The organism is Bacteroides sp. f07 (genome assembly GCF_042854785.1).
Classification (GTDB): domain Bacteria; phylum Bacteroidota; class Bacteroidia; order Bacteroidales; family Bacteroidaceae; genus Bacteroides.
In genome coordinates, this window is record NZ_BAABXI010000001.1 from 1,460,739 (window position 1) to 1,481,491 (window position 20,753).

At 46.1% G+C, this 20,753-nt stretch carries 11 protein-coding genes; all 11 read right to left on the reverse strand.

Translation table 11 applies throughout. The annotated features are described in order from the left end of the window. Positions 1-124: 124 nt before the first annotated feature. Positions 125-2,632: a family 20 glycosylhydrolase gene (locus ACGHVY_RS05940; protein WP_390597799.1), complete on the reverse strand. Its 2,508-nt coding sequence runs from the start codon at positions 2,630-2,632 to the stop codon at positions 125-127. A gap of 137 nt (positions 2,633-2,769) precedes the next feature. Beyond that, positions 2,770-4,881 (reverse strand): fimbrillin family protein, encoded by a 2,112-nt coding sequence (locus tag ACGHVY_RS05945; protein WP_135999803.1) that lies wholly within the window; start codon positions 4,879-4,881, stop codon positions 2,770-2,772. 25 nt (positions 4,882-4,906) lie between these two features. Then, positions 4,907-5,794 carry a fimbrillin family protein gene (locus ACGHVY_RS05950; protein ID WP_390597801.1) on the reverse strand — a complete coding sequence of 296 codons (888 nt, stop codon included), beginning with the start codon at positions 5,792-5,794 and terminating at the stop codon, positions 4,907-4,909. Positions 5,795-5,938: 144 nt separating this feature from the next. Next, positions 5,939-7,603 carry a BACON domain-containing protein gene (locus tag ACGHVY_RS05955; RefSeq protein ID WP_390597803.1) on the reverse strand — a complete coding sequence of 555 codons (1,665 nt, stop codon included), beginning with the start codon at positions 7,601-7,603 and terminating at the stop codon, positions 5,939-5,941. 30 nt (positions 7,604-7,633) lie between these two features. Next, positions 7,634-8,794, reverse strand: coding sequence for a glycerophosphodiester phosphodiesterase family protein (locus ACGHVY_RS05960; protein WP_120467848.1), 1,161 nt, complete (start codon positions 8,792-8,794; stop codon positions 7,634-7,636). An 11-nt stretch (positions 8,795-8,805) separates the two neighbouring features. After that, positions 8,806-10,587, reverse strand: a complete 1,782-nt coding sequence (locus tag ACGHVY_RS05965) for a RagB/SusD family nutrient uptake outer membrane protein (protein ID WP_390597805.1) — start codon at positions 10,585-10,587, stop codon at positions 8,806-8,808. Positions 10,588-10,600: 13 nt separating this feature from the next. After that, a complete protein-coding gene (locus tag ACGHVY_RS05970; RefSeq protein WP_390597807.1) occupies positions 10,601-13,825 on the reverse strand; it encodes a SusC/RagA family TonB-linked outer membrane protein in 3,225 nt (1,074 codons plus the stop codon). A 179-nt stretch (positions 13,826-14,004) separates the two neighbouring features. Further along, positions 14,005-14,949, reverse strand: a complete 945-nt coding sequence (locus tag ACGHVY_RS05975; protein WP_065539527.1) for a FecR family protein — start codon at positions 14,947-14,949, stop codon at positions 14,005-14,007. A 179-nt stretch (positions 14,950-15,128) separates the two neighbouring features. Beyond that, positions 15,129-15,677, reverse strand: coding sequence for an RNA polymerase sigma-70 factor (locus ACGHVY_RS05980; RefSeq protein WP_065539526.1), 549 nt, complete (start codon positions 15,675-15,677; stop codon positions 15,129-15,131). A gap of 229 nt (positions 15,678-15,906) precedes the next feature. Next, a complete protein-coding gene (locus ACGHVY_RS05985; RefSeq protein WP_390597809.1) occupies positions 15,907-18,753 on the reverse strand; it encodes an alpha-galactosidase in 2,847 nt (948 codons plus the stop codon). Between the two features lie 30 nt (positions 18,754-18,783). After that, positions 18,784-20,592, reverse strand: a complete 1,809-nt coding sequence (locus ACGHVY_RS05990) for a glycoside hydrolase family 2 protein (RefSeq protein WP_390599652.1) — start codon at positions 20,590-20,592, stop codon at positions 18,784-18,786. Positions 20,593-20,753 lie beyond the last annotated feature (161 nt).

A 20,753-nucleotide genomic window follows, 5' to 3' on the forward strand; every position in this document is an offset into this window, starting at 1 on the left:
ATGGAACAAAGATATATATTTTCCGGTAACATGCAATAATGTGGCTTTTAAAAATAAAGGCGGTGACAAGATGCACTTGTCACCTTCCTGCTATTTGTTATCCTTAATCTTGTTTTACCGAAAACTATTGTTCTAACACAGCTGTCATACTTTCTTTGCCCAAATAAAAAAGCTTGGCTTTGACCACTTCTGTCTGGCAATCTATGGGAGTTTCCCATAATGGAGAATCTTCCATTGGTTCCGTTCCGTCCATAGTGTACCGTATCTGTCCTTCACGAATGGAAGTGTTGGCATATAGCTTTCCATCTTTCAGGCACAACCCTGGATATGGCAAACGGAAGTGAATACCGTTTTGAACCCAGTGGGGCATCTCTTTCTGGCTGATTTTCCGATAGAATTGTACCAAATCCTGTTCATATGCCTGTGTTTCTGTGTTTCCTGATAAGTTCTCCCAAATCGGATGTGCATTCCAGCCACGTTCTGCCAATCCCATTATTTTAGGAAATGTATAATATTCTACTTGTTGATAATTCCGGATGGTTTCTGCAAATAGTTGTGCTTGTACGCCTGTGATTCGTTGTTTTCCCAATGCAGTCAGGGCGGTTTTGCCGATTTCCATGGAATCGGGCAATACCGGATGCCCTGCCATTGTAGTGCGTGAGGAACGGTATACCCGATATGGCAACATGGAGAAGGATTTGGATTCGTCTACATATCCTGCCCAAAAGTGGCCCGGTTCGTCAGTATGCGCATCGTAAGCCAAATCCAGATAGAAGTTGTTCACGTTGCAAAGAATCACCGGATAGCCGTTGTTGGCTATTTGATAAGAAATTTCGTCTGTTCCCCATTCGGCAACCGTGCTCCAGCAATAGATACCACCGGCTCGTGGAGCAAGAGCAGCATGCGTTTCCGTGCGATGCCCTAACGCTGCTTCCTGCCAACCGCCGAATGAAATGCCCTGTTGTTGCAGGCATTCGGATACACGGGTGATAAAATATTCCGCCAAGTCGTGCATCTGTGTCATTCCTTTCTCTTTCATCAGTTGCATGCATAGGGGAGAACCGCTCCAGGCTCCTTCTGCAACTTCGTCGCCACCGACATGAATCGTTGTCAGAGGGACACCTGCTTCGCGATACATTTCCTTGATTTCCCGTACCACCTTTTCTATAAAACGATAGGTGGAAGGCATTGCCACGTTCATAACATTGTCCGTATACCATTGTGCGGAGATATATTGGGAACTGTCCTGCGGGTCATGCAGCATATATTCGGTAGCCTTTTCCGGGTTCGAACCGATGTATTTCTCATACCGTGCCTTCATGGCTGTGATGGCCGCCCGTGCGTGTCCCGGTGACTCTATTTCCGGAATCACTTGTACATGTCGTTCGGCGGCATAACGCAACAGATCGATGAATTCGGTACGGCTGTAGAAACCATTTCCCGATGTAGGGGCATTCGGATCGTATCCGTTTTCATAAGCAGGGTACAGGCATTCGGCTTCGTCCGTGGTATGTCCGCGGCGTGCTCCTACCGAAGTAAGTTCTTCCAGTCCGGGTATTTCCAGCCGCCAGCCTTCGTCGTCCGAGAAATGGAAATGAAATGTGTTAAGTTTATAAGATGCAGTGATGTCTATCAACTTTTTCAGATTCTCTGCCGTGGTGAAGTTCCGGACGATGTCGAGCATTTGTCCGCGGTACAAGAGGTCGGGATAGTCGCGGACAGAGACTGCTTGCAGTCGCAATGTCTCTCCTTGTCCTTTCAGCATTGCCAGCAGGGTCTGTGTTCCGTTGAAGATGCCATGCGATGTCTTCCCTTTCACGATAGCCTGTCGGTTGTTGATGTCCAGTTCGTAATACTCGTCGTTTGGTACTTCCTGGTCTTCGGGAAGATATTCCAATAGGATGCTTTCCTCTGCTTCCGTTGCTACTTCCAGTCCGTATGTCTTTTCCAGTTTTTCTTTCAGTAATTTTCCTTCATTGGCAAAATCTTTGTGGAATGACAGGGCAATCTTGTTTTCGATAAGCATCTCACCTTCGGCAGGTATGGCTTGTTTCACTGTTGGCAAGATGTCAACAGGACGTAATTCCTGTAAAGGATGCTGTTGCAAACGTGCATTTGTTTCATAAAGCCGATGCAGGAAGGCGGTTTGTGCCTTGGTTGGAGCCAGCGGTATGATGCGCATCTCCACTGGTAGCGGCTGTCCCTTTCCCGCACCTGACCGGCTTACCCAATAGCTACCTTCGGGAGCGTGTGAGGTTTTGGGCACTTCACCATCACACTTGAATGTTACCCGTATCGAATCACCTGGAGCCAGCGAAGCAAATTCTGCTGTCGGATATATCTTGTGATAGGTACCACTAATCCATTCTACTTTCACCTTTGACGATGATGTTTCTTGTTGTATATGGTGGGGGAGTTGTGCATAATAAATCACCCAGTCTTTGCCAACCGGAGCATCTGAAAAATTTTTCAATATAAAGGAGTTTTCATACGTTCCTTCTTCGGGATGGATTTTGCCCATTTCCCAAGTCAGCGATAAAGGAGCGTTTATCTCCTTAGTGGGCTTGCATCCGCTTGTCCATACTAGCAAAAGGAGCAAGAGTCCTGCTGCATAAAGTTTTTGTTTCTTCATATATCGTTTAATAATGTTGCTGCAAAGTGATAAAATTTTAAATTAAAAGAACGATAAAATTTTGCCTAAAAACGACAAAATCCTACCATTTATTCCAAATGGCAGGATTTTAGTGGAAATATAATGTAAATTACGGATTACAGTCCTGGATCATAAGCTCCGGGCAGCATCTTGTTTGGGTTACGTATGTTTCCGTTTTGGTCTTTTCCAAGATCATCGCCCAGCCAGTTGGCGAAGTCTTGTCCCATAGTTGGGAAGTTGTCGGTCTTGTATGCTCTTACGACACTGGTAACGGCTGATTTAGTTGCGAAATGCATGTCACTAGGTGCATTCCATTCGCAGACGCCATTGTTATAATTGAAACTCCATGGTCCGTTTATCAGATTGTCGTTCTCGTTTGTTGCAAATCCTGTTGTGTTTTGAGAGACATTGTATCCTTTGGAAGTACATTGTCCGTTCTCTTGTTTAAAGGTGGGCACAGTAGCATTGGAGGATACGATAATGCTGTTCATGAACTGAAGGTTGTTGGTACCTTCATATCGGTAAATACCCATTTCCTTCGAAATTAGTTCTTTATTGTGATAGATGGTGGAGTTCACGAACAATACATTGCCGCTACCGTTGATAGTGGCACATTGACCTGTTGTGTTTTCACTCTTATTGTTGTAGATGGTAGTGTTGTTGATGCAAGCATTTCCATTGGATTGGATAGCAACTCCCCAATACAGTCTGATGATATTGCCTTTGAACAGGCAGTTATTAAAGAAAGAATAGCCATTATCACCGCAATTCAAATTAATTGTTCCTCTAGATGGTCCGACATTATCTATAATCTCTACTTTGTTCAGTTTAATAAAGCCTGCATTCAGCCGGAGAGCTGACCCCTGACCGTCACCGTTATCTACCGCTCCTGTGTTGAAGTTCTTGATAACACAATTGTTCATGTTCAGTGTGCAGCCTTCTACTTGGATACCGCGAAGGTGACCATTCTGGTCTTTCTTATACTTACCGTCTAGCGTAATACCATTGAATGTAATGTCTAAATCAGTGCCTAATTTGAACATTCTAGTGATTGCGTTCAAAGATGCGGTGTTGGTAAATGACGTGACGTATGCTTGAATATTACGGTCGGTTACACTTTTTCCTTCACTTTGCGGATTGTAACCACCTTGAAGGGTGATAACCATCTTGCCTCCCAACTCTATTCCTGTGGTGAGTTCATTGGTTACAAGAGGATACTCACCGCCTGCCAGGTAGATTGTTTTTCCGTCCAGTTCTTCTGCTGACTGTCGTTTTAGCAAGTCACGTAGTTCATTCGCTCCCATAGCATTCTCCCAGTCTGTACCGGAAGCATTACCTGTCGCTGTCGGTTTTACGTAATAGCCGGGGGCAATCGGTTTCTCGATTTCCTGTAAATCACCGGGCAGAGTGGAACCTTCTTCCCAATCCGTAACAATGGGTTCAGACAGTTCGATAGAATTTTCTCCTACATAGATATTGTATGCGTAACTTTTACCGGCTGTGGTAGCTCTGATACCTGTGACCGTTTTTTTCGTACCGTTGGCGGTTGTTAATTCAAGGAATACTTGATTATCGCTGCCTTCACCCGGCACTACCAAAGCGGCATACGTATGACCGGATACATAAGATGCAATGGTTGTTGCAGTACCGCTTGCAGGGATAGATGCATATTGCGAATAAATCTTCATGGAAGACAGGGAGCCACCCAAAGATGCATCCACTCCGCTCACGTTCACAATAACGCGTGCCGTTTGCCGTGCCATGTCCAGTATCAGTTTTCCTTCTCCCGGCATGGCATCGATTTTGCGGGTGGAAGTCATATAGTCTGCTAAAGCAATCTTTTCGGCACTTGCCTGGTCGGCAGGCAATGTAAACGATTGGAAGGAGACACCTTCCGCAGCCGGATAATAGGCTTGAAATGTGGTCGGGAATTCTTCCCACTTCAGACCTTCGCCCGTTGCCGTCCATCCGTCGTCTCCCATTGTATAGACTACATGGGTGCGACCATTGTTGACTGACAGCTTGTCTCCTTTGTTGAACTCACTTTGTTTGGCTGTTTCCCCCATCGGATTACTGCGCGTAAACAATGAACTTCTACCCACCATCGCGTCAATTTTGACGTGAGTGAAATCTGTCTCCGGAACTTGAATTTGCGTTTCCTCATCATCGCCACATGCCGAAAAGGTCATCAAAGCGGTGAGTAAATAAAAATATCTAAATGTTTTCATGGAATAATCTATTTTTAGTGAATGATTACTTGTCTATAGTTAAAACTTCATTTTCAGCTGTGACATCCCACGCACGTGCTTTTACGCTTTTCTTAAGTGAAAGGCTTGCGCCTGCCACTTCCAAAGGCAACGCATAGGAGTGGTTCTCTTCGAATGTGATTGCTTGGTTTGAGGTCCAGCTGAAGTTGCGTCCGCCGGTAGTGAAGGTGACGTTCAGCTTACCCGATTCCACCGTTTGTGGCATCAGGATGCATTGATATGTGCCGTCGCTTTCTTTGAAAGGCGTGATGCTGCCGTCTGTGCCATTGGCGGTTACTACAGGATTTTCTGTTGATAGGTTGCAACTACCGCTCAACACTGTTCCGTTTACTTTCAAGTCGGTAATTTCACTTGCACCGGTGAAACTGATTGTCAGTTTGCATAATTTATGTTTCAGATTGATGCGGAGGCTGCCGTCTTCCGTTAAGTCGCTCTGAGGGTTCACTTGGGCTTTCATCAGCAGAAAATCCGCAGCTTTTACTTCATTGGCATCCGCATAACTTACGGGTACTCCTATGGGTAGATTTCCGTCCATGGTTACATCCTTTTGGTAGGGAGCAAAGGCGCATACGTTTATTGGGGAACGTTTTTCATCCCATGTCAGTGGCGTACCGTCGGCAGCTTCCCACGCATTGCCTGTCTTTAGCATCTCTACATTGTAGTTGCAAGTGGCATCCACGGTGTTGTTTATAATCAGACCGAAACGGTCTAAATTCGTATTGTCATATCCGGCACGTGTTTGCAGGTTGTTCACACCTACATGAATACGTATCTGCTGGTTGTCTGCCATCGAATCTTTGGCAGGTATCTCGTCTGTCTGTGAGCAGGCGGTCAATAATCCGATGACCGTTGCAGTCCAAAAAAATTTTCTCATACTATTCAATAATTAAGATAATTAGATATTTAACGTCAGTTTGCTTTAACGATTGTCGGTACGTTTTCTCCTCTCATTAGAAAAGAGGAGAAAACGTAGGGAAGTTATAGCCGGCTGATATTAAGATTGTTCTTCGTTAAACGGTTATTGCAATCCGGTATCATAAGCTCCGGGCAGCATCCTGTTCGGGTTGCGTGGGTTACCTTTGCCGTCAAGACCGAAGGCTTCTTCACCCATCCAGTTCACAAAGTCTTGTCCCAAAGTCGGGATGGAAGCCGGTGTGAATTCTTTGGCTGCTTTCAGAATATCGGCATATTTAGCAAACTGAAGCGTATTTATTGCTGTAGGGTTCCATTGGAAAGCACCGTCTTCATACTTGCCGAGTTTGGCTATCGCTTGGTCAGTATAGGAAGTATCAGTAGTAGCTTGCTGGCTAACTAACCAATTTTGTGTTTTTCCATACAGACACCAACCGCCGGATTTGAAAGAAGCTCCGCTTCCGCTATCTGTCATAGTCAGTCCATCATCCGTATCATTTCCGAATATGGAATTGATAATTACAGCCGATTCGCCACTGGAGACATTAGTTTCGCAACGGAATGCACCGAAATTAGTCCATGTGGTTTCTACCGTTGGATTTTGGGCTATCACGGTAGTGTTGGCAATGAAGAAACTACCACTTCCATTGATTGTTGCATGGTTGCCGTTGCCTTCATTAGTATTATTGCAGATGGTGACATTGTTCATGCAAAGGGCTTTTTTAGCATGAATGGCTACTCCCCACCAGCTTTCGCTTATGTTGTCCGCTATCAATACATTGTTCATAAAGCCGTAGCCGTATCGGTCGCCGTCTACATTTAAATAAATTACTCCGCGCTGGTGGACTACATTATGAGTGATATTTACTTTGTTCAGCCTGAATGCTCCTTCCGTGACAAAGATAGCTGCACCGGAATGGTCGCCCGAGTCTGTACCTCTCACACTGAAATGCTGGATATCGCATTCGGTAAGTTGCAGCAAGGCTGTTTTATGCCTTATCTCGAAAGCACGGCCATATCCTTTTTCGGTTTCATTGTAACCGCCATCGAATATACAGTTTTTGAATGTTACTTCTGCATTCTCATTCATTCTGAACATAGAAGTCAGTGCCGAAGGTTTCGTTCCGAAAGTCAGTATGGTCGGGTTGGAAGAGGGTTCCCCTTCCGGAGTGTAGCCGCCTTCGATAGATTTGACTTTCTTGGTGATATTTGTTCCTGCAGTGATATTGAACGTACCTTCACTTAGATAGATGCTGATTTCGGACAAGTCGGTGGCATCTGACAACAGAGTTTCCAGTTCCTTTGCTCCCATGGCGTTTTCCCATGTCCAGCCGTCGCCCGTACCTTTCTTTTCAGGTGTGATAAATAACTTTTCTACTTTGTGTGGTGCGGCAGATTGGTGGAATACGATAGTGTGGACGGGAAGTTTCGGATTTTCGGAACGTATGGTGATTGTTCCCGTACGTTCTTCTTCCACTGTATTTTCCTTTATGATAATTTTGCCTTGCACACAGCCCAGACGCTTGTCGGGAGTGGCATAGAGCCATTCCGCATCAGAAGTGACTTCCCAATTGATATTGGTATATACGTTCATGACATATTCGTGAGCACCGAAGTCTACTTCGTTCAACGAAGGGAATACTACACCATTCGAATTGGTGAACCGGAACCAAGGTGCCAGTTCGCCTTCGTCTTCGTCTTTACAGGCATTCACGCAGAACAATAACATGACGGCTGTCAAGACACTCATATATTTTTTGAATAAATGCATAATCTTTATTTTTAATTGTGTATTCTATGTTTAACGGCGACCGCGTTTCTTTAAAGCGGGTATCATCAGGTCGGGCACGTCGCACTGAATGAAGGCAAGCGACGGATATTCGGCAAGGATAGCATCCAGGTGAGCCTCATTCAGGCTATTCTCCGTAGTGGCCTCATCGTGTACACCCAGATAGTTGATCCAAGGAAAGATTCCTTCCGCGATGTCCGGATGCAAGTTGGTATCAAAGCCCTGCGAAGGCAAGTAGTCGCCCTGTGAGTAGAAGATACCGTCGGGATAGTTGCGGAACGGAACAATATTGCCCGACCATACGCCTACATGTGCATGCGGATTTGTTTCCAGAATAGTAGTAATGGTCTGAGGATTGCCGCCGGCATAGAAATAAACGCTTTCTATCATGCCCAGACGTTCCACTTCCTTTACAATATAACTGACAGACGGATTATATTCAATCTTGTCGAGACTGTAGAACACTCGTCCGCGGCCGGCATTCAGGAATTCTTCGAGTGTAGGCAATACATCTGCAGGATTCTCACTGAACTTGCCTGTGTGGCGGTCTATCAGGCGCGTACCTTTGATACGTTCGTATTTCACTTTGCGAATATCCACCTTCTCGCCGTCATTGCATAAAATATCATAATCATGGTTAACAACGATTACCCCGTCCGTAGTGCACCAGACATCCGTTTCGATAAAGTCCGTACCGGCTGCAATGGCAGCTTCGACGGCACGCAGGCTGTTGTCGGGAATGGACGTGTCGCTTGTATGAGAACGGTGTGCCGCTACAAACACTTTTTTGTTATCGGGGTCTTTGAGGCATTTCAGTTCTTCGCTTATGCCGGGTTTGGAGCCTACTTCAATATCCTTGGTAGATGTGATGTATCCGTCGGCTTCCATTGTAATGGTGTAGTGTCCGGGGCGGGTATAGGTATGGGAAATCTCCATGCCGCTCTTTCCTTCCACTACGGTGCCTTCGCCAAAGTTGACGGTGACTGTGGTTCCCGAAGCCACATTGGTCGTATTAACATGTACGGTTTCGTACAACATGGCATAGTTGCTTACTTTGATGTTTACGGCTTCTGGCGCAGGTTCCAGATTTTTATCATCGCTGCAACTGGGGTTCAAAGCTAGCGCCAGTCCTAAAAGTAGAAAAGAAAACATATTGTATTTGTTTTTATTCATAATCTTAAAAATTAACGTGTGATATCGGGATAACCCGGATTTTGTTTCAGATAAAGATTTTGCTCCAACTGGTCTTGTGAAAGCGGGAAAAGTTCATAATGCGTGTCAGCATCCGCTTTTTTGTCCCACCATGCTTCCTGGAAGCGCCCGAAGCGAATCAAGTCGGTGCGTCGGCGGCTTTCGGCAAGGAATTCGCGTCCCCATTCGTCAAGCATTTCGTCCATATCCAGTTTTACGCGACCTTCGGGTGCGTAGGCGATATTGTCTCCAAAACTGGAGTAATTGCGTTCCCGTACCTTGTTCAGCAGCGAGCCTGCCGTACGCGCATCTCCTTTACGTAAATAACATTCGGCTTCGGTGTAATACACTTCCGCCAGACGGATTACCGCATGGTCTGATTCTTTATATGCACCGCCTTCGTAGGGATAGAACGGATATTTCACCACGAACAGACCTGAATTGAAATCACCGTTCTCGCATTTCGATTCGCTGTCGCCTGTGATTTGTCCGCTTTCACCGCCTGTAAAGAATTGTCCGACCTGGTCGCGCAGGTAGATGGTATAGCCTTGCGGTGATTTTCCGAATCCCTCGCTTTGTGTGTTGTTGGGAATCTTTCCTTCGAGGAACATCATACCTTCGCGTGTGTTGTTGCTTGTATTCTTATATTGTTTCCAACGCAAGTCACTAGGGTATTTCAGGAATTTCTGCGATACTTGTCCCAACTTGTAATCGAAGAGTTGACGATTGGGGTAAGAGTTGTCGTAACTGGGAGTGATGCAGTAACGCGGGTTGCGTTCACCGTCTTTCTCGATACCCAGATATGGACCACACTGATAGGGAAGCATACGGCCATAGACTGTCTGGCGTGAGTTGGTCATGTGATGGCAAGTCGTGGCAAACGAAGCGGTAAATGCAAAAATTACTTCACTGCATGTTTCGTTGTTCCAGTCGAACGGGGCATCCCAACGTTCGGCAAGCTCATAATGGCCGAATTCACCTTTGCGGATACGTTCGCAGATTCTGATACAGTCGTCCCAACGGGCTTCGCCAATCCACTTCTCAGCATTCAGATAGAGACGTGCCAACAGTGCGGCGGCAGCTCCCTGAGTGAATTGTCCCTGCATGGGGCCGTCGTAGTTTCCGCTACGCGGCGGCAAGTTGGTCAGACAGAAATCTTTCAGTTCGCTTTCGATGAACTCGAACAGCACCCGTGGTTCCACTTGCTTGCGGTTTTCGGGTTGCATACTTACGCTGGCATCACTTGTGGTGACAAGCAGACAGTTGCGGTAGCAATTGATGAGCCGCAGGTAGCAGAAAGCGCGCATGCAGCGTAACTGAGCTATATAAGAAGCCCATTCGGTATCGGTAATCTTGAATGTGGCGGGATTGAGTTCGGCAAGGTCGTCAAGAACGAGGTTGCATTGGCCGATGGCCTGATACATCAGCTCCCATTCCGATGTCCATTCGCCGGAACCCGGGTTGTTGTATTGGATGCCGTCATATTGGTGGCGGTGGTACATAATCCATTTGCCGCCATCCCACCACCAGTCGCCGCGTACGACGGTAACCAACTGGTCGGCAGGCAGTTCTTCATGTTCGTGCACCTGCCACATGGAATAATAAGTGTGCTCAAAAGGACGAAAAACAGCGTGAATCACATCATCTTTCGTTTGATAATAGTTTTGGCTTGTCACCTGGTCATAAACCTTCTCTTCAAGGTCGGTGCACGATGAAAGTCCGCCACCGGCGGTTGCCAGCAAGCCTATGCCTAGAAATATATGTTTGATTTTCATAATCTTTTTTCAATTAAAAATTAATTTGCAAACCGAAGTTGAACTGGAATGCCGACGGATAATAGGTATAATCACCACCACCGGAGCCGGGAGTCAGGCCGTTCACTTCGAAGTTGGACGGGTCTATACCGCTGAATTCGGTAAATGTATAAAGGTTCTGTGCGGTACCATACACACGGACGCTATCCAGAAACCGTGTCTTCAACGGGAAGGTATAGCCAAGTGTGATATTGTCGATTTTCACATAGTCACCGTTCTCGATGAAGTAGTCTGTCAGCACATTCATACCAGTAGTGATGTGTGCGTTTTTGCCGTACGCCTCTTTTATCAGGTTGCTCTGCATGGATTGCAGCCCGAAGTAAAATTCGTGCACATTGAAGAGCTGGAAGCCGAATGCGCCACGCAACGAGATGGATGCATCCAGATTTTTCCATTTGAAAGAATGGGTAGTAGAAGCTGTGAATTTGGGCAGGCCGTTGCCTGTAATGGCTTTGTCATCTTCCTTGGCTTCACCGACAGGGATTACTTCGTTGTTTTTGTTATAAACCAACCAGTTGCCGTCATCGCTGACACCTGCATAACGCCAAGTGAAAAAGTTACCTACGCGTTCGCCTTCTTCGATGCGTTGCAGATATCCCGGATTATTGGGGCTGACCATTTGACAGGTTGAATAGTATTTCTGTCCTTTGAATACATCATTGGAGAAGCTGGCAAATTTATTATTGTTTGTGGCTCCTACGAGTGTGAAACTGTAATTGAAATCTTTGGAGCGTACGGCGTTCACTGTCACGTCGAACTCAAAACCGGTATTCTTCATGGTTCCCACATTGGTGAAGATGGTGGCGAACAGACTGGGGGGAACCGAAGTCTGGTAGTCGCCCAGCAAATCTTCCTGTTTGCGGATGAAATAGTTGAACGAACCCGTCACGCGGTTGTTGAACAAACTGAAATCAAGACCGATGTTCTGGTTTTTGGCTTTCTCCCAACGCAGGTCGGGGTTCGTGTTTTTGCCTGGTCCCCATACATGGAAAGCTGTATTATTATAGGAGTAGTAACCGAAAGAGGAATAGGTGGAAAGTGACTTGTAACTATCAAAATCTTGATTACCGGTTACACCAAAGTCATAACGTAACTTCAAGTCGTCGATCCATTTTACATTCTTCATGAAACTCTCATCGGAAATACGCCATCCTGCCGAGATAGAAGGGAAGTTTCCCCATTTATGGTTTTTACCGAAACGTGTTGAACCTTCGTGACGAATAGCTGCCGACATCATATAACGACCTTTCCAGTCATAGTTCACACGACCGAAAAAAGAGATAAGTTTAGAATCGTTTTTGTACGAACCCATCTCCGTTTTACCAGCTTCGGCGGCATACGTACCTTGTGCGAGATTGTGGTAGAGCAAGGCGTCAGTGGCAAAATCTTTGTTGGCTGCATTGAATCCTTCGGCTACGACGTAATTGTAAGAGTAGCCTACCATGCCACGCACATTGTGGTGCTTGGCGAAAGTGGCGGAGAAATTCGTAACCCATTCAAAATTGTTGGTCATAGCTTTATAATATGCCCGCGATGCTTCACCTTTCCGATTGTTCTGTATCATCCACGTGTAGGTGGACGGCGAGTAACTACCATGTATTTCGTCATCATGTCGTTGGGCGAAAGTGACCTGCGATTTCAGCAGAAGGTTGTTTTGGTTGTTGGGCAGGAAAAGCGGCAGAAGGTTGATGCCGGCGGTGGCATTCCATTCGATGCGGCGTGTAGTCTGGTCGCGGGAAACGACACGCAGATCTTCTACGATATTCTCCGTGCTTGTGCCTAATGGCAAGTGAAAATAGCCGTTGGTTGTGGTTTCGTCATATACAGGTACGGTAGGATTGTTTCTCAATGCCACTTGATAGTTGTAATATTTTCCCTTTTTGAGGTCGATGATGCGGGGAGCTACGGTGCTTGAAAAGTAGAACAGACCGTCTTTAGTGGTTAGGTTGGCAGTGGCACGCATTCCGTATTCCCTGCGTTTTTGGTTGATGAGGATACCTTCAGCATCCCGGTAGTCTGCCGTTACGCGGTAATTGTTTTGCGCTCCGCCGCCCGAGAAAGTAAGCGAGTGCATGTGGGTAATACCTGTATGGGTGATGGCATCGAGCCAATTGGTGTTTCCACCGTAGTCGTTGCCCGGATTTTGTTCGCAACGGTATTTACGATATTCGTCGGCACTAAGTGGTTCCAATTCCCACGGCTTTGCTTCCGTGATGGTAAGCGAACCGTTGTAGGTGACGTGTACTTGATTGTCACGTGCTCCTTTTTTCAGGTTGATGAGGATTACACCGTTTGAGCCGCGTGTACCATATATGGCAGATGCCGCACCGTCTTTCAGTACATCCATGGATTCGATATCATTGGGGTTGATATTCGCCAGGTCGCCGCCCGGTATACCGTCTACTACGATGAGCGGACCCAGTCCTGCGCTACGGGATGATACACCACGAATCTGAATACTACCGTGCTGGTCGGGGTCGGCGGAATTTATATTTGATACGGACACACTGGATACTTTTCCTTGCAATAACATAGATGCATCCATTGTAGGCATCTGATTCAGATCTTTGGCACCGATGTGCGAGATGGCAGAAGTCATCTCTTTCCGTTTAATAGTACCGTAACCTACTACAATCACCTCTTCCAATACTGCATTTTCTTCTTCCAACACAATTTTCAGTGTGTTTTTTTCTCCTACCGCAATTTCCTGCTTCTTGTATCCGATATAGGATACTTGCAGTTGCGTGTTCTTCGGAACGTCCATAGTGAATTTACCATCCATATCGGTAATTGTTCCCTTGCCGGTTGCCGTTGATGTCACTGTGGCGCCAATAACAGGTTCACCGTTTGCATCGGTGATTACGCCTCTTACGGTTTTCGTCGGTTGTTTACTGCTTTTTTTTACGGTCAGTACGATGTTGTTTCCGTTCTGGGTGTAAGAAACCTGTGTGCCTGCAAATAATGTATTCAGTACTTGCGAAACCGGTTTGTTGTTTACTTTCAACGTAACTTTACGCTTTACGTCGATTTGCGCTTTGTCATAGACGAACAGGTATTTCGTCTGTTTCTCAATCTTTGAAAGGATTGTTTGAATGGAACTTTGTTCTTCATGAAGTGTAACTGTCTTATTTTGTGCAAAAACAGTCATATTTAATATAAAAAACATTATTCCACACAAAAGAGTTATTTTTTTATTCATAACTTTGTATGTTTTAATAAGTTGTGTAATATAACGAGTTCATTCTCCGTTGGGTAACGAGGGAAGTATGCACGACTTTTACGGTCGGATAGTGTTGGAGCACTTCCGGCCGTTTTTTAGTTAAATAAACGGGATCTTTGTTTTTCATAATGAATAGGGTTAACTGAAAGAGTAATAATTTATCGGATAATGACGGTCTGTTCATCGTCACTCCATTCGTATTCAAACCGGTGGATTCGTTGCAGGATTTCCAGAATATGTTTCAAACCGTCTTCCTGCCGGAATTTACAGGTACATTTATATTGTAGTATTTGGGGGTTACGGACATCAAAGTCTACCTTATAATATTCTTTCATTTGCCGGAAGATGGAAGCATAGTCCGTGTCTTCGAAGTAATAAATACCTTCAATCCATAACAGCGATTCTGCTTTGTCGAAGGGAACTTTTATCAATTGTCCGCCGTCGGATATCTTCGCTTCTTCGTCGGGAGAGAGACGGAGAGTGGTGGCGTTTTGCTTGTCACTCACGTCGACCGCTCCTTCATACAGTTTGACGGAAAAATCGTTCCGGTCTTTATAGGCAAATATGCTGAACTTTGTTCCTAACACTTGCACTTCATGAGAACCTGTCTGTACTACGAACGGCAGGTGCTTGTTCGGCGTTACTTCAAAGTAAGCCTCACCATTCAGGCGGACACGGCGCAGGTCTTTTCCTTTTTGGCTTTCTATGTGCAGGGTTGTATTGGAGTTGAGCCATATTCTTGTTCCATCGTTTAGGGTGATTTCCGTACGTTGTCCTACAGGGACGTGGATATCGCGTGCAGCTAACAATTCTGCCTGGTTTTCGGAAAGATGCTGTGTGTATAGCCATGTTCCGCCTGCAAAAAGACAGATAAACGCTACGGCTGCCGCTATTTGCATCCATATTCTCCGGTTGGTGGAGCGTGACGAATGAATAGATAGGGGTATATTCTCTTCGTTGCATAAGGTTGCATCAAAAATCCGGCGCAGATATTTGTATTCTTCCAAATGTGCCGGGTCTTCTTCCAACCATCGGAGCATTTTGATACGTTCTTCGGGAGAGGTTTCTCCCCGTAGATATTTAAGAATTACATTTCGTTCCATAGCATTATTTTATTGCTGTTCTATATAATAGTCGCATAAAAAAGCAATAACCCTAGCGGAATAATGAATTTTTTTCAAAAAAGATTAAGAAATTTATTGGGGCTGTATAGTAGTTAAGAAGAAAAAGCAATGAATATACGTATTTTGCAAGGGAGAGTGGGAGAGACAGGAAACAGGGATTAAAGCAGTACGTCCAGAAGAGGATAGAAATCTTTGAGGTCTATCCGTAGCTTTTTCAGTGCTTTTGTAATGTGGTATTCCACTCCTTTTACTCCAATGCCCAGTTCCCGGGCAATCTCTTCATTGGTTTTATGAGCGAAACGACTGAGCATGAAGACAGTTTGGGTTTGGCTGTGCATTGTTTTCAATGATTCTTTTAATATACTCTGTATGTCCATGCTGTATAGCTCCTGGGGATTGCACTCTTCCAAAGTAGATATGCGCATTTCCAATTCGCGCATGCTGTCTTTTTCGAGAACGGAGTGGATTTTAAGCTTGAAGGTTTCCCTACGGAAATATTGTAGTATTTTATTGCGGATAGTGCCTATCAGAAAGGGTAATGTCGCACCTATTTCTTCCGCATTACAGAGTTTTTCCCATAACACAATCATGGCTTCGGCAACGATGTCTTCAGCTTGTACTATATCATGGGTATAAGACCGGGCGAACAGTAAACACTTTCGGTAATATAGTTTATATGCTTCGTCAAATATTTGTTCTTCGCTCATGTTACAATTTTATGTTTTTCTGTACAAAATAAAGGATTAATGGACTAAATTCCAAAGATATTATCCGTAAAATAATGACATGAAAGAATATTTATACGATAAATATTGATTGCTGATTCAATTGTGTTTGGTGGGTTTAAACTGAAATTTTCTATTCATATACCTGTAGTTTCTCATTGTGTGGAAACTACAGGTATAAATAATGGAAGGGCGAAGAGTCGGGGAGCCATTAGAGAACTCTATATATTGCTTCCGCTATCTTCTTCATGCCTTCGTCATCGGGATGGGCGATGATGAAATCTTTGGTTACAGTATATGGCTTTCCGTGTATGTCATAAAGAGTGTCTCCGACTTTCGGGCGTGAATCATACAAGCGGTCTATCCAGTCAATCGGAATATAAGTGAGTCCATGCATATGCGCAGCGTTAATGATGGCACGCTCTTTTTCATCATCCTTCCAGAAACAACCGGTGATGACTATTTTGTTTGCTTTCCGCTTGCAATATTCCACCAGTTGGAGGATACCTGATTTGAATGCTTCTTTATCTTGTACGTTTTCTCCCAAGCGGACAACGATCACATCCTTGTCTGTAGCATGAGCACCAATCAGCGAGTCGATACTGCAATTCAAGTTGCGTTCCCAATAGGCGATGTTCAGTGGGGTAACCACTGTGCCAGGACGGTTTTGCGAGAGCATCTTCTCCAATTGGTGGCAATAGTCGTTTTCTTCTTTGGATGCTGCCATGCCCCATTCGGAGAACCATTCGATGTCTGCTTTATATTCGTGGCGGGTGATAGAGTTGCCTAAGCAAAGAACACGCAACGGAGGGCATTGTGCTATCCGGTTGTCGGAAGACGAGGGAGTTACTTCTTCCAGATAAAGCACGCGGCTGGCATATTCGTTTTGTTTCGAAGGTTCCACTCTGTGGGTAGAGGGAATTTCCAGTCCGTTGTCATTCAGATATGCACCGCTGAAACTTTTACCTTCAAATTTCAAAGGTTCAGTGTCGATGCGGTTCAGCTCATGCACTTTATAATATTTGTTTGGAGCAAGTCCTGCCATCTTCACCCGTGGCAAGTGCTGGTTGCAGAAATGTTCTGTTTTCCACCAGTAGAATACGGCTTTGTCCTTTTCCGGCGATACATACATCAGCGAAGCTGCGCCCTGTTTGTCATACGGAGAAAGTAAACGGTAAATATCTCCGAACTGTACGACGGGGCGTATCGTCTTGTATTCGGTAATGGCGTTTCTGCACAATGCCTTTTCCTCTTCCGTCATATCCTTGGGCTGTATTTCCATACCTAAGCGTCCGCTCATCGCTACATCAATACGGAACTTCAATGGAACGGAACGCGATGTCTGATGGTTAGGGCTTGCGCTGATATGCGCCCCCATGCCGATGGCGGGGAAGAAATAGGAAGTGCCCCATTGGATGTAGATACGTTGAAGTGCATCCGTATTGTCGCTTGTCCAAAATTCGTCGAAGTAGGGTAGTACGCCGTAGTTGACACGTCCGCCGCCGCTGGCGCATGCCTGTATCGTCAGTTGCGGATAGCTGGCGCGAATGTGTTGGCACACGTTCTCAAAGCCCCGGTGGTATTCGATGTTCAAGTGGCTTTGATTGTCTTTGGTCAGGTATTGCGAACCTTGGGTGATGATGGACATATTGGCGTCCCACTTGATATAATCAATGTCGGGATAGGAATTCATCAATTCGTCCACTGTCTGTACGATAAAATCCTGCACTTGCGGGTTGGAGAGGTCGAGCACGACTTGTGTGCCGCCGCGGGCGCATACCACTTCCCGTTCGGGTGCCTTGATAATCCATTCGGGGTGCTTTTCATACAGTTCGCTTTTGGTATTAGCCATTTCCGGTTCCAGCCAGATGCCGAACCGTATGCCGTGTTTCCGGGCGTTGTCAAGTAATGATTGCAGTCCGCCAGGGAGTTTGGTCTTGTCTACGGTCCAGTCGCCCAAAGCATAAGAGTCGTTTTTGCGCGGATATTTGTCGCCAAACCAACCGTCGTCCATTACAAACAGTTCGCCTCCCATGGCAGCGATGTCACCCATCATCTGGTCCATGCCCTGTTCGTTGATGTTGAAATAGACGCCTTCCCAACTGTTCAGCAGAATTTTGCGGGGAGTGTTCCCGTTGGCAAGTTTATGCAAACGTGCCCATTGATGGAATTTCCTGCTGCATCCGCTCATTCCTTCGTCGCTGTAGGTCAGTGCTAATGCGGGGGTGCGGAATACTTCTTCTTTTTTCAGGTTGTACCAGGAGTTTTCTTCGTTGATGCCGGCGAGGAAATGGTGCCAGTCGTCTTCTTGCGTGTCAATGCGCAGTTTGTAGTTGCCGCTGTAGCAAAGTGCTGCACCGATGACGCGTCCCGTGTTCTCCTGCGGTTTGCCATCGAGCGAGAACATCACTTCTGCATGTGCCGATTGGGAGTTGCGTACCCCGTCCGTGTTTTTGATAACTTTCATACCCGGTTGCAATGCTTCCTGGCAGAGTTGTCCTTCGTTTGCCCAGGCACCGGAAAGATGTGCCAGCCAGACATTGCCACGGCGGACAGGCAAGTAGGCGGAAGCGAACTGCTGAAGTTGGACGGGCTTCTTCTCTTCGTGACGGATTTCAGTCCATGTCTCGATGACATCCGCATCCTGCCATGCTTTGTAGCAGATGTTGACGAAGAAAGGATACACTTTGTCTTTCAGTTCTATCACCGTCAAAGTGGCATTTTCTTCTGTAAGGCGTGTTTCTTTTACGCCTATGACTGCCATTTGAAGTGTCAGGTTACCGTCGGCATGGCGGACGGACAATGCCGTTTCGCATGGATACCCCATTCCGTAAACGGGATAAGCATTTCTCCCGCGTGCTGTTTCGCAAATGCTTCGGATATCCGCATCGGAGGTGCGTGAACCGTAATACAGTTGTTCCGGTGTACCGCCGTTTGGTGCCGAGAGGAGCAACTGTGTACGGGGAGTGGATATGGTGACATTCTGCGCCGGCAGAAGTGTAGACAACAGCCAGACGGAAATTAGGAAAAACAGATTTCTTTTATTTATAATTGTCATAATAGCAAATTACGTGTTTTTTAATGTCTACTAACGGGAATTTTTTGCAGGAAGCGGATTATCCAGGCAATGGCAAACTTCACTGTTGACTTTCTGTAATGCATTCGCGTTCATTTTCACTACTTTGCGGTCGTAGGTCATCAGTCCGTTGATTTCCGATTCTACATCGGTTGTTTGGGTATATACGGCACCGCATAGTCCCAATGCCGACAGTTCCTTGAGGCGGTTGGCATACTTCAGGTACTCTTCCGTTGCTTCTTCTTTGTCTTTCAGGTCACCGTATCCCCAGTTGCGGTCTTCGTTCCACAGATGTCCTTTCAGCGCCATGCCGATTCCGCCGAACTCACCGATTACATTCACCCGGTCGGCATCGAAGAGGAACATGACGGGTTCCGGATAACTGTGCAGGTCGAGAATATCCCCGCAAGGGAAATAATTGCCTCCACTGGCGGGATTTACCGGGCGCGTCGGGTCATATTTTTGGGTCCAATCAGCTATTTCTACGGATTTGAATTGTCCCATCGCTTCGTTGAACGGTGTCCATACGCCAATGCACGGATAAGAATAGAGACAGTCCATCACCTCTTTCCACTCTTTCCGGTAGATAGCTTCCGATTCCGAAGTACGTACCATCTCCGGACCATAGTAAAACTGCTTATATTGCCAGTCCTGATTCTTGTCGCCGTTGGGCATATCCTGCCATACCATCATTCCCAGACGGTCGCAATGTGCATACCAACGTGCCGGTTCCACTTTCAGGTGCTTGCGTATCATGTTGAATCCGAGTTCTTTGGTCTTTTCGATGTCGTAGCACAAGGCTTCGTCCGTTGGTGCGGTATACAGACCGTCGGGCCACCAGCCCTGGTCGAGCGGACCGAAGTGGAAGATGTCTTTGTTATTCAGTTGCAGGCGCATGTACCCTTTTTCGTCTCTTCGCGTGGAGAATTTTCGCATGGCGGTATAGCTTTTCACTTTGTCCTGCAATTTGCCGTTGGCATAAAATGAGATTTCCAAGTCATAAAGCGAAGGGGAGTCTGGAGACCATAATTTGCAATCTGCCGGCATCGGTATTTCTACGGAAGTATGGTTCAATGCACTGCCGGAGGCGATGACTTTGTTGCCGTCAAGCACTTTCACTTCTATCCGGTCGTTGGCTTTGGGGTTGTTCACTGTTGTTTCCACCGTCAGTTTGCCACCATCTATGTCGGGAGTCGTCCGGATGTTTTCTATGGCACGTTCGGGGACAGGTTCCAGCCATACGGTCTGCCAGATGCCGCTCACCGGTGTATACCAGATATGTCCGGGGTTGCTTACCTGCTTGCCGCGTGCCTGTTTGCCTTTGTCCGTCGGGTCCCATACCCGCACCACTACTTCATTGTCTCCTTTTTGCAGCGCTTGTGTGATGTCGAATGCAAAAGGAGTGAATCCGCCGCAGTGTTCACCGAGTTTGGTTCCGTTCACCCATACAGTGGTTTTCCAGTCTACCGCTCCGAAATTCAGCAATACCCGTTGCCCTTTCCAGCGGGAAGGCACGGAAAAGGCGCGCCGATACCATAACTCGTTGTTCTCTCCCAATTCTTTTCCTACACCAGAAAGTGCGGATTCTACGGCGAAGGGTACCAGAATCTCACCGTCATACGTCTTCGGCATTGCTTTGCCCGACGGAAGAATGGCATACTGCCAAAGTCCGTTCAGGTTTACCCACTCCGTACGTTCCATCAAAGGACGCGGGTATTCGGGTAATACATTACTTACGTCTACTTGTGCTGCCCATTCTGTAACGATTCTGTTACCGGCAGGTTTCCATTGGGCATAAGAGCCGGTGCAACACACCCACATGATTAACACCCCATAGATGTACGAATACTTCGCCATCTCTTTCATTACTATTTTCATATAGAACAATATTTATATGTTTCTTAAATTGTTTTTCATGTTCACTTTGCAAAAGTGTTAAATCTCCGGATGAATAAAGGCTAAAATTTTGCCTATTAAGGCTA

Bases quoted from the DNA above. Each gene is read 5' to 3' on its own strand.
- ACGHVY_RS05940 (WP_390597799.1), bottom strand. From the start codon at position 2,632: ATGAAGAAACAAAAACTTTATGCAGCAGGACTCTTGCTCCTTTTGCTA.
- ACGHVY_RS05945 (WP_135999803.1), bottom strand. From the start codon at position 4,881: ATGAAAACATTTAGATATTTTTATTTACTCACCGCTTTGATGACCTTT.
- ACGHVY_RS05950 (WP_390597801.1), bottom strand. From the start codon at position 5,794: ATGAGAAAATTTTTTTGGACTGCAACGGTCATCGGATTATTGACCGCC.
- ACGHVY_RS05955 (WP_390597803.1), bottom strand. From the start codon at position 7,603: ATGCATTTATTCAAAAAATATATGAGTGTCTTGACAGCCGTCATGTTA.
- ACGHVY_RS05960 (WP_120467848.1), bottom strand. From the start codon at position 8,794: ATGAATAAAAACAAATACAATATGTTTTCTTTTCTACTTTTAGGACTG.
- ACGHVY_RS05965 (WP_390597805.1), bottom strand. From the start codon at position 10,587: ATGAAAATCAAACATATATTTCTAGGCATAGGCTTGCTGGCAACCGCC.
- ACGHVY_RS05970 (WP_390597807.1), bottom strand. From the start codon at position 13,825: ATGAATAAAAAAATAACTCTTTTGTGTGGAATAATGTTTTTTATATTA.
- ACGHVY_RS05975 (WP_065539527.1), bottom strand. From the start codon at position 14,949: ATGGAACGAAATGTAATTCTTAAATATCTACGGGGAGAAACCTCTCCC.
- ACGHVY_RS05980 (WP_065539526.1), bottom strand. From the start codon at position 15,677: ATGAGCGAAGAACAAATATTTGACGAAGCATATAAACTATATTACCGA.
- ACGHVY_RS05985 (WP_390597809.1), bottom strand. From the start codon at position 18,753: ATGACAATTATAAATAAAAGAAATCTGTTTTTCCTAATTTCCGTCTGG.
- ACGHVY_RS05990 (WP_390599652.1), bottom strand. From the start codon at position 20,592: ATGTGGGTGTGTTGCACCGGCTCTTATGCCCAATGGAAACCTGCCGGT.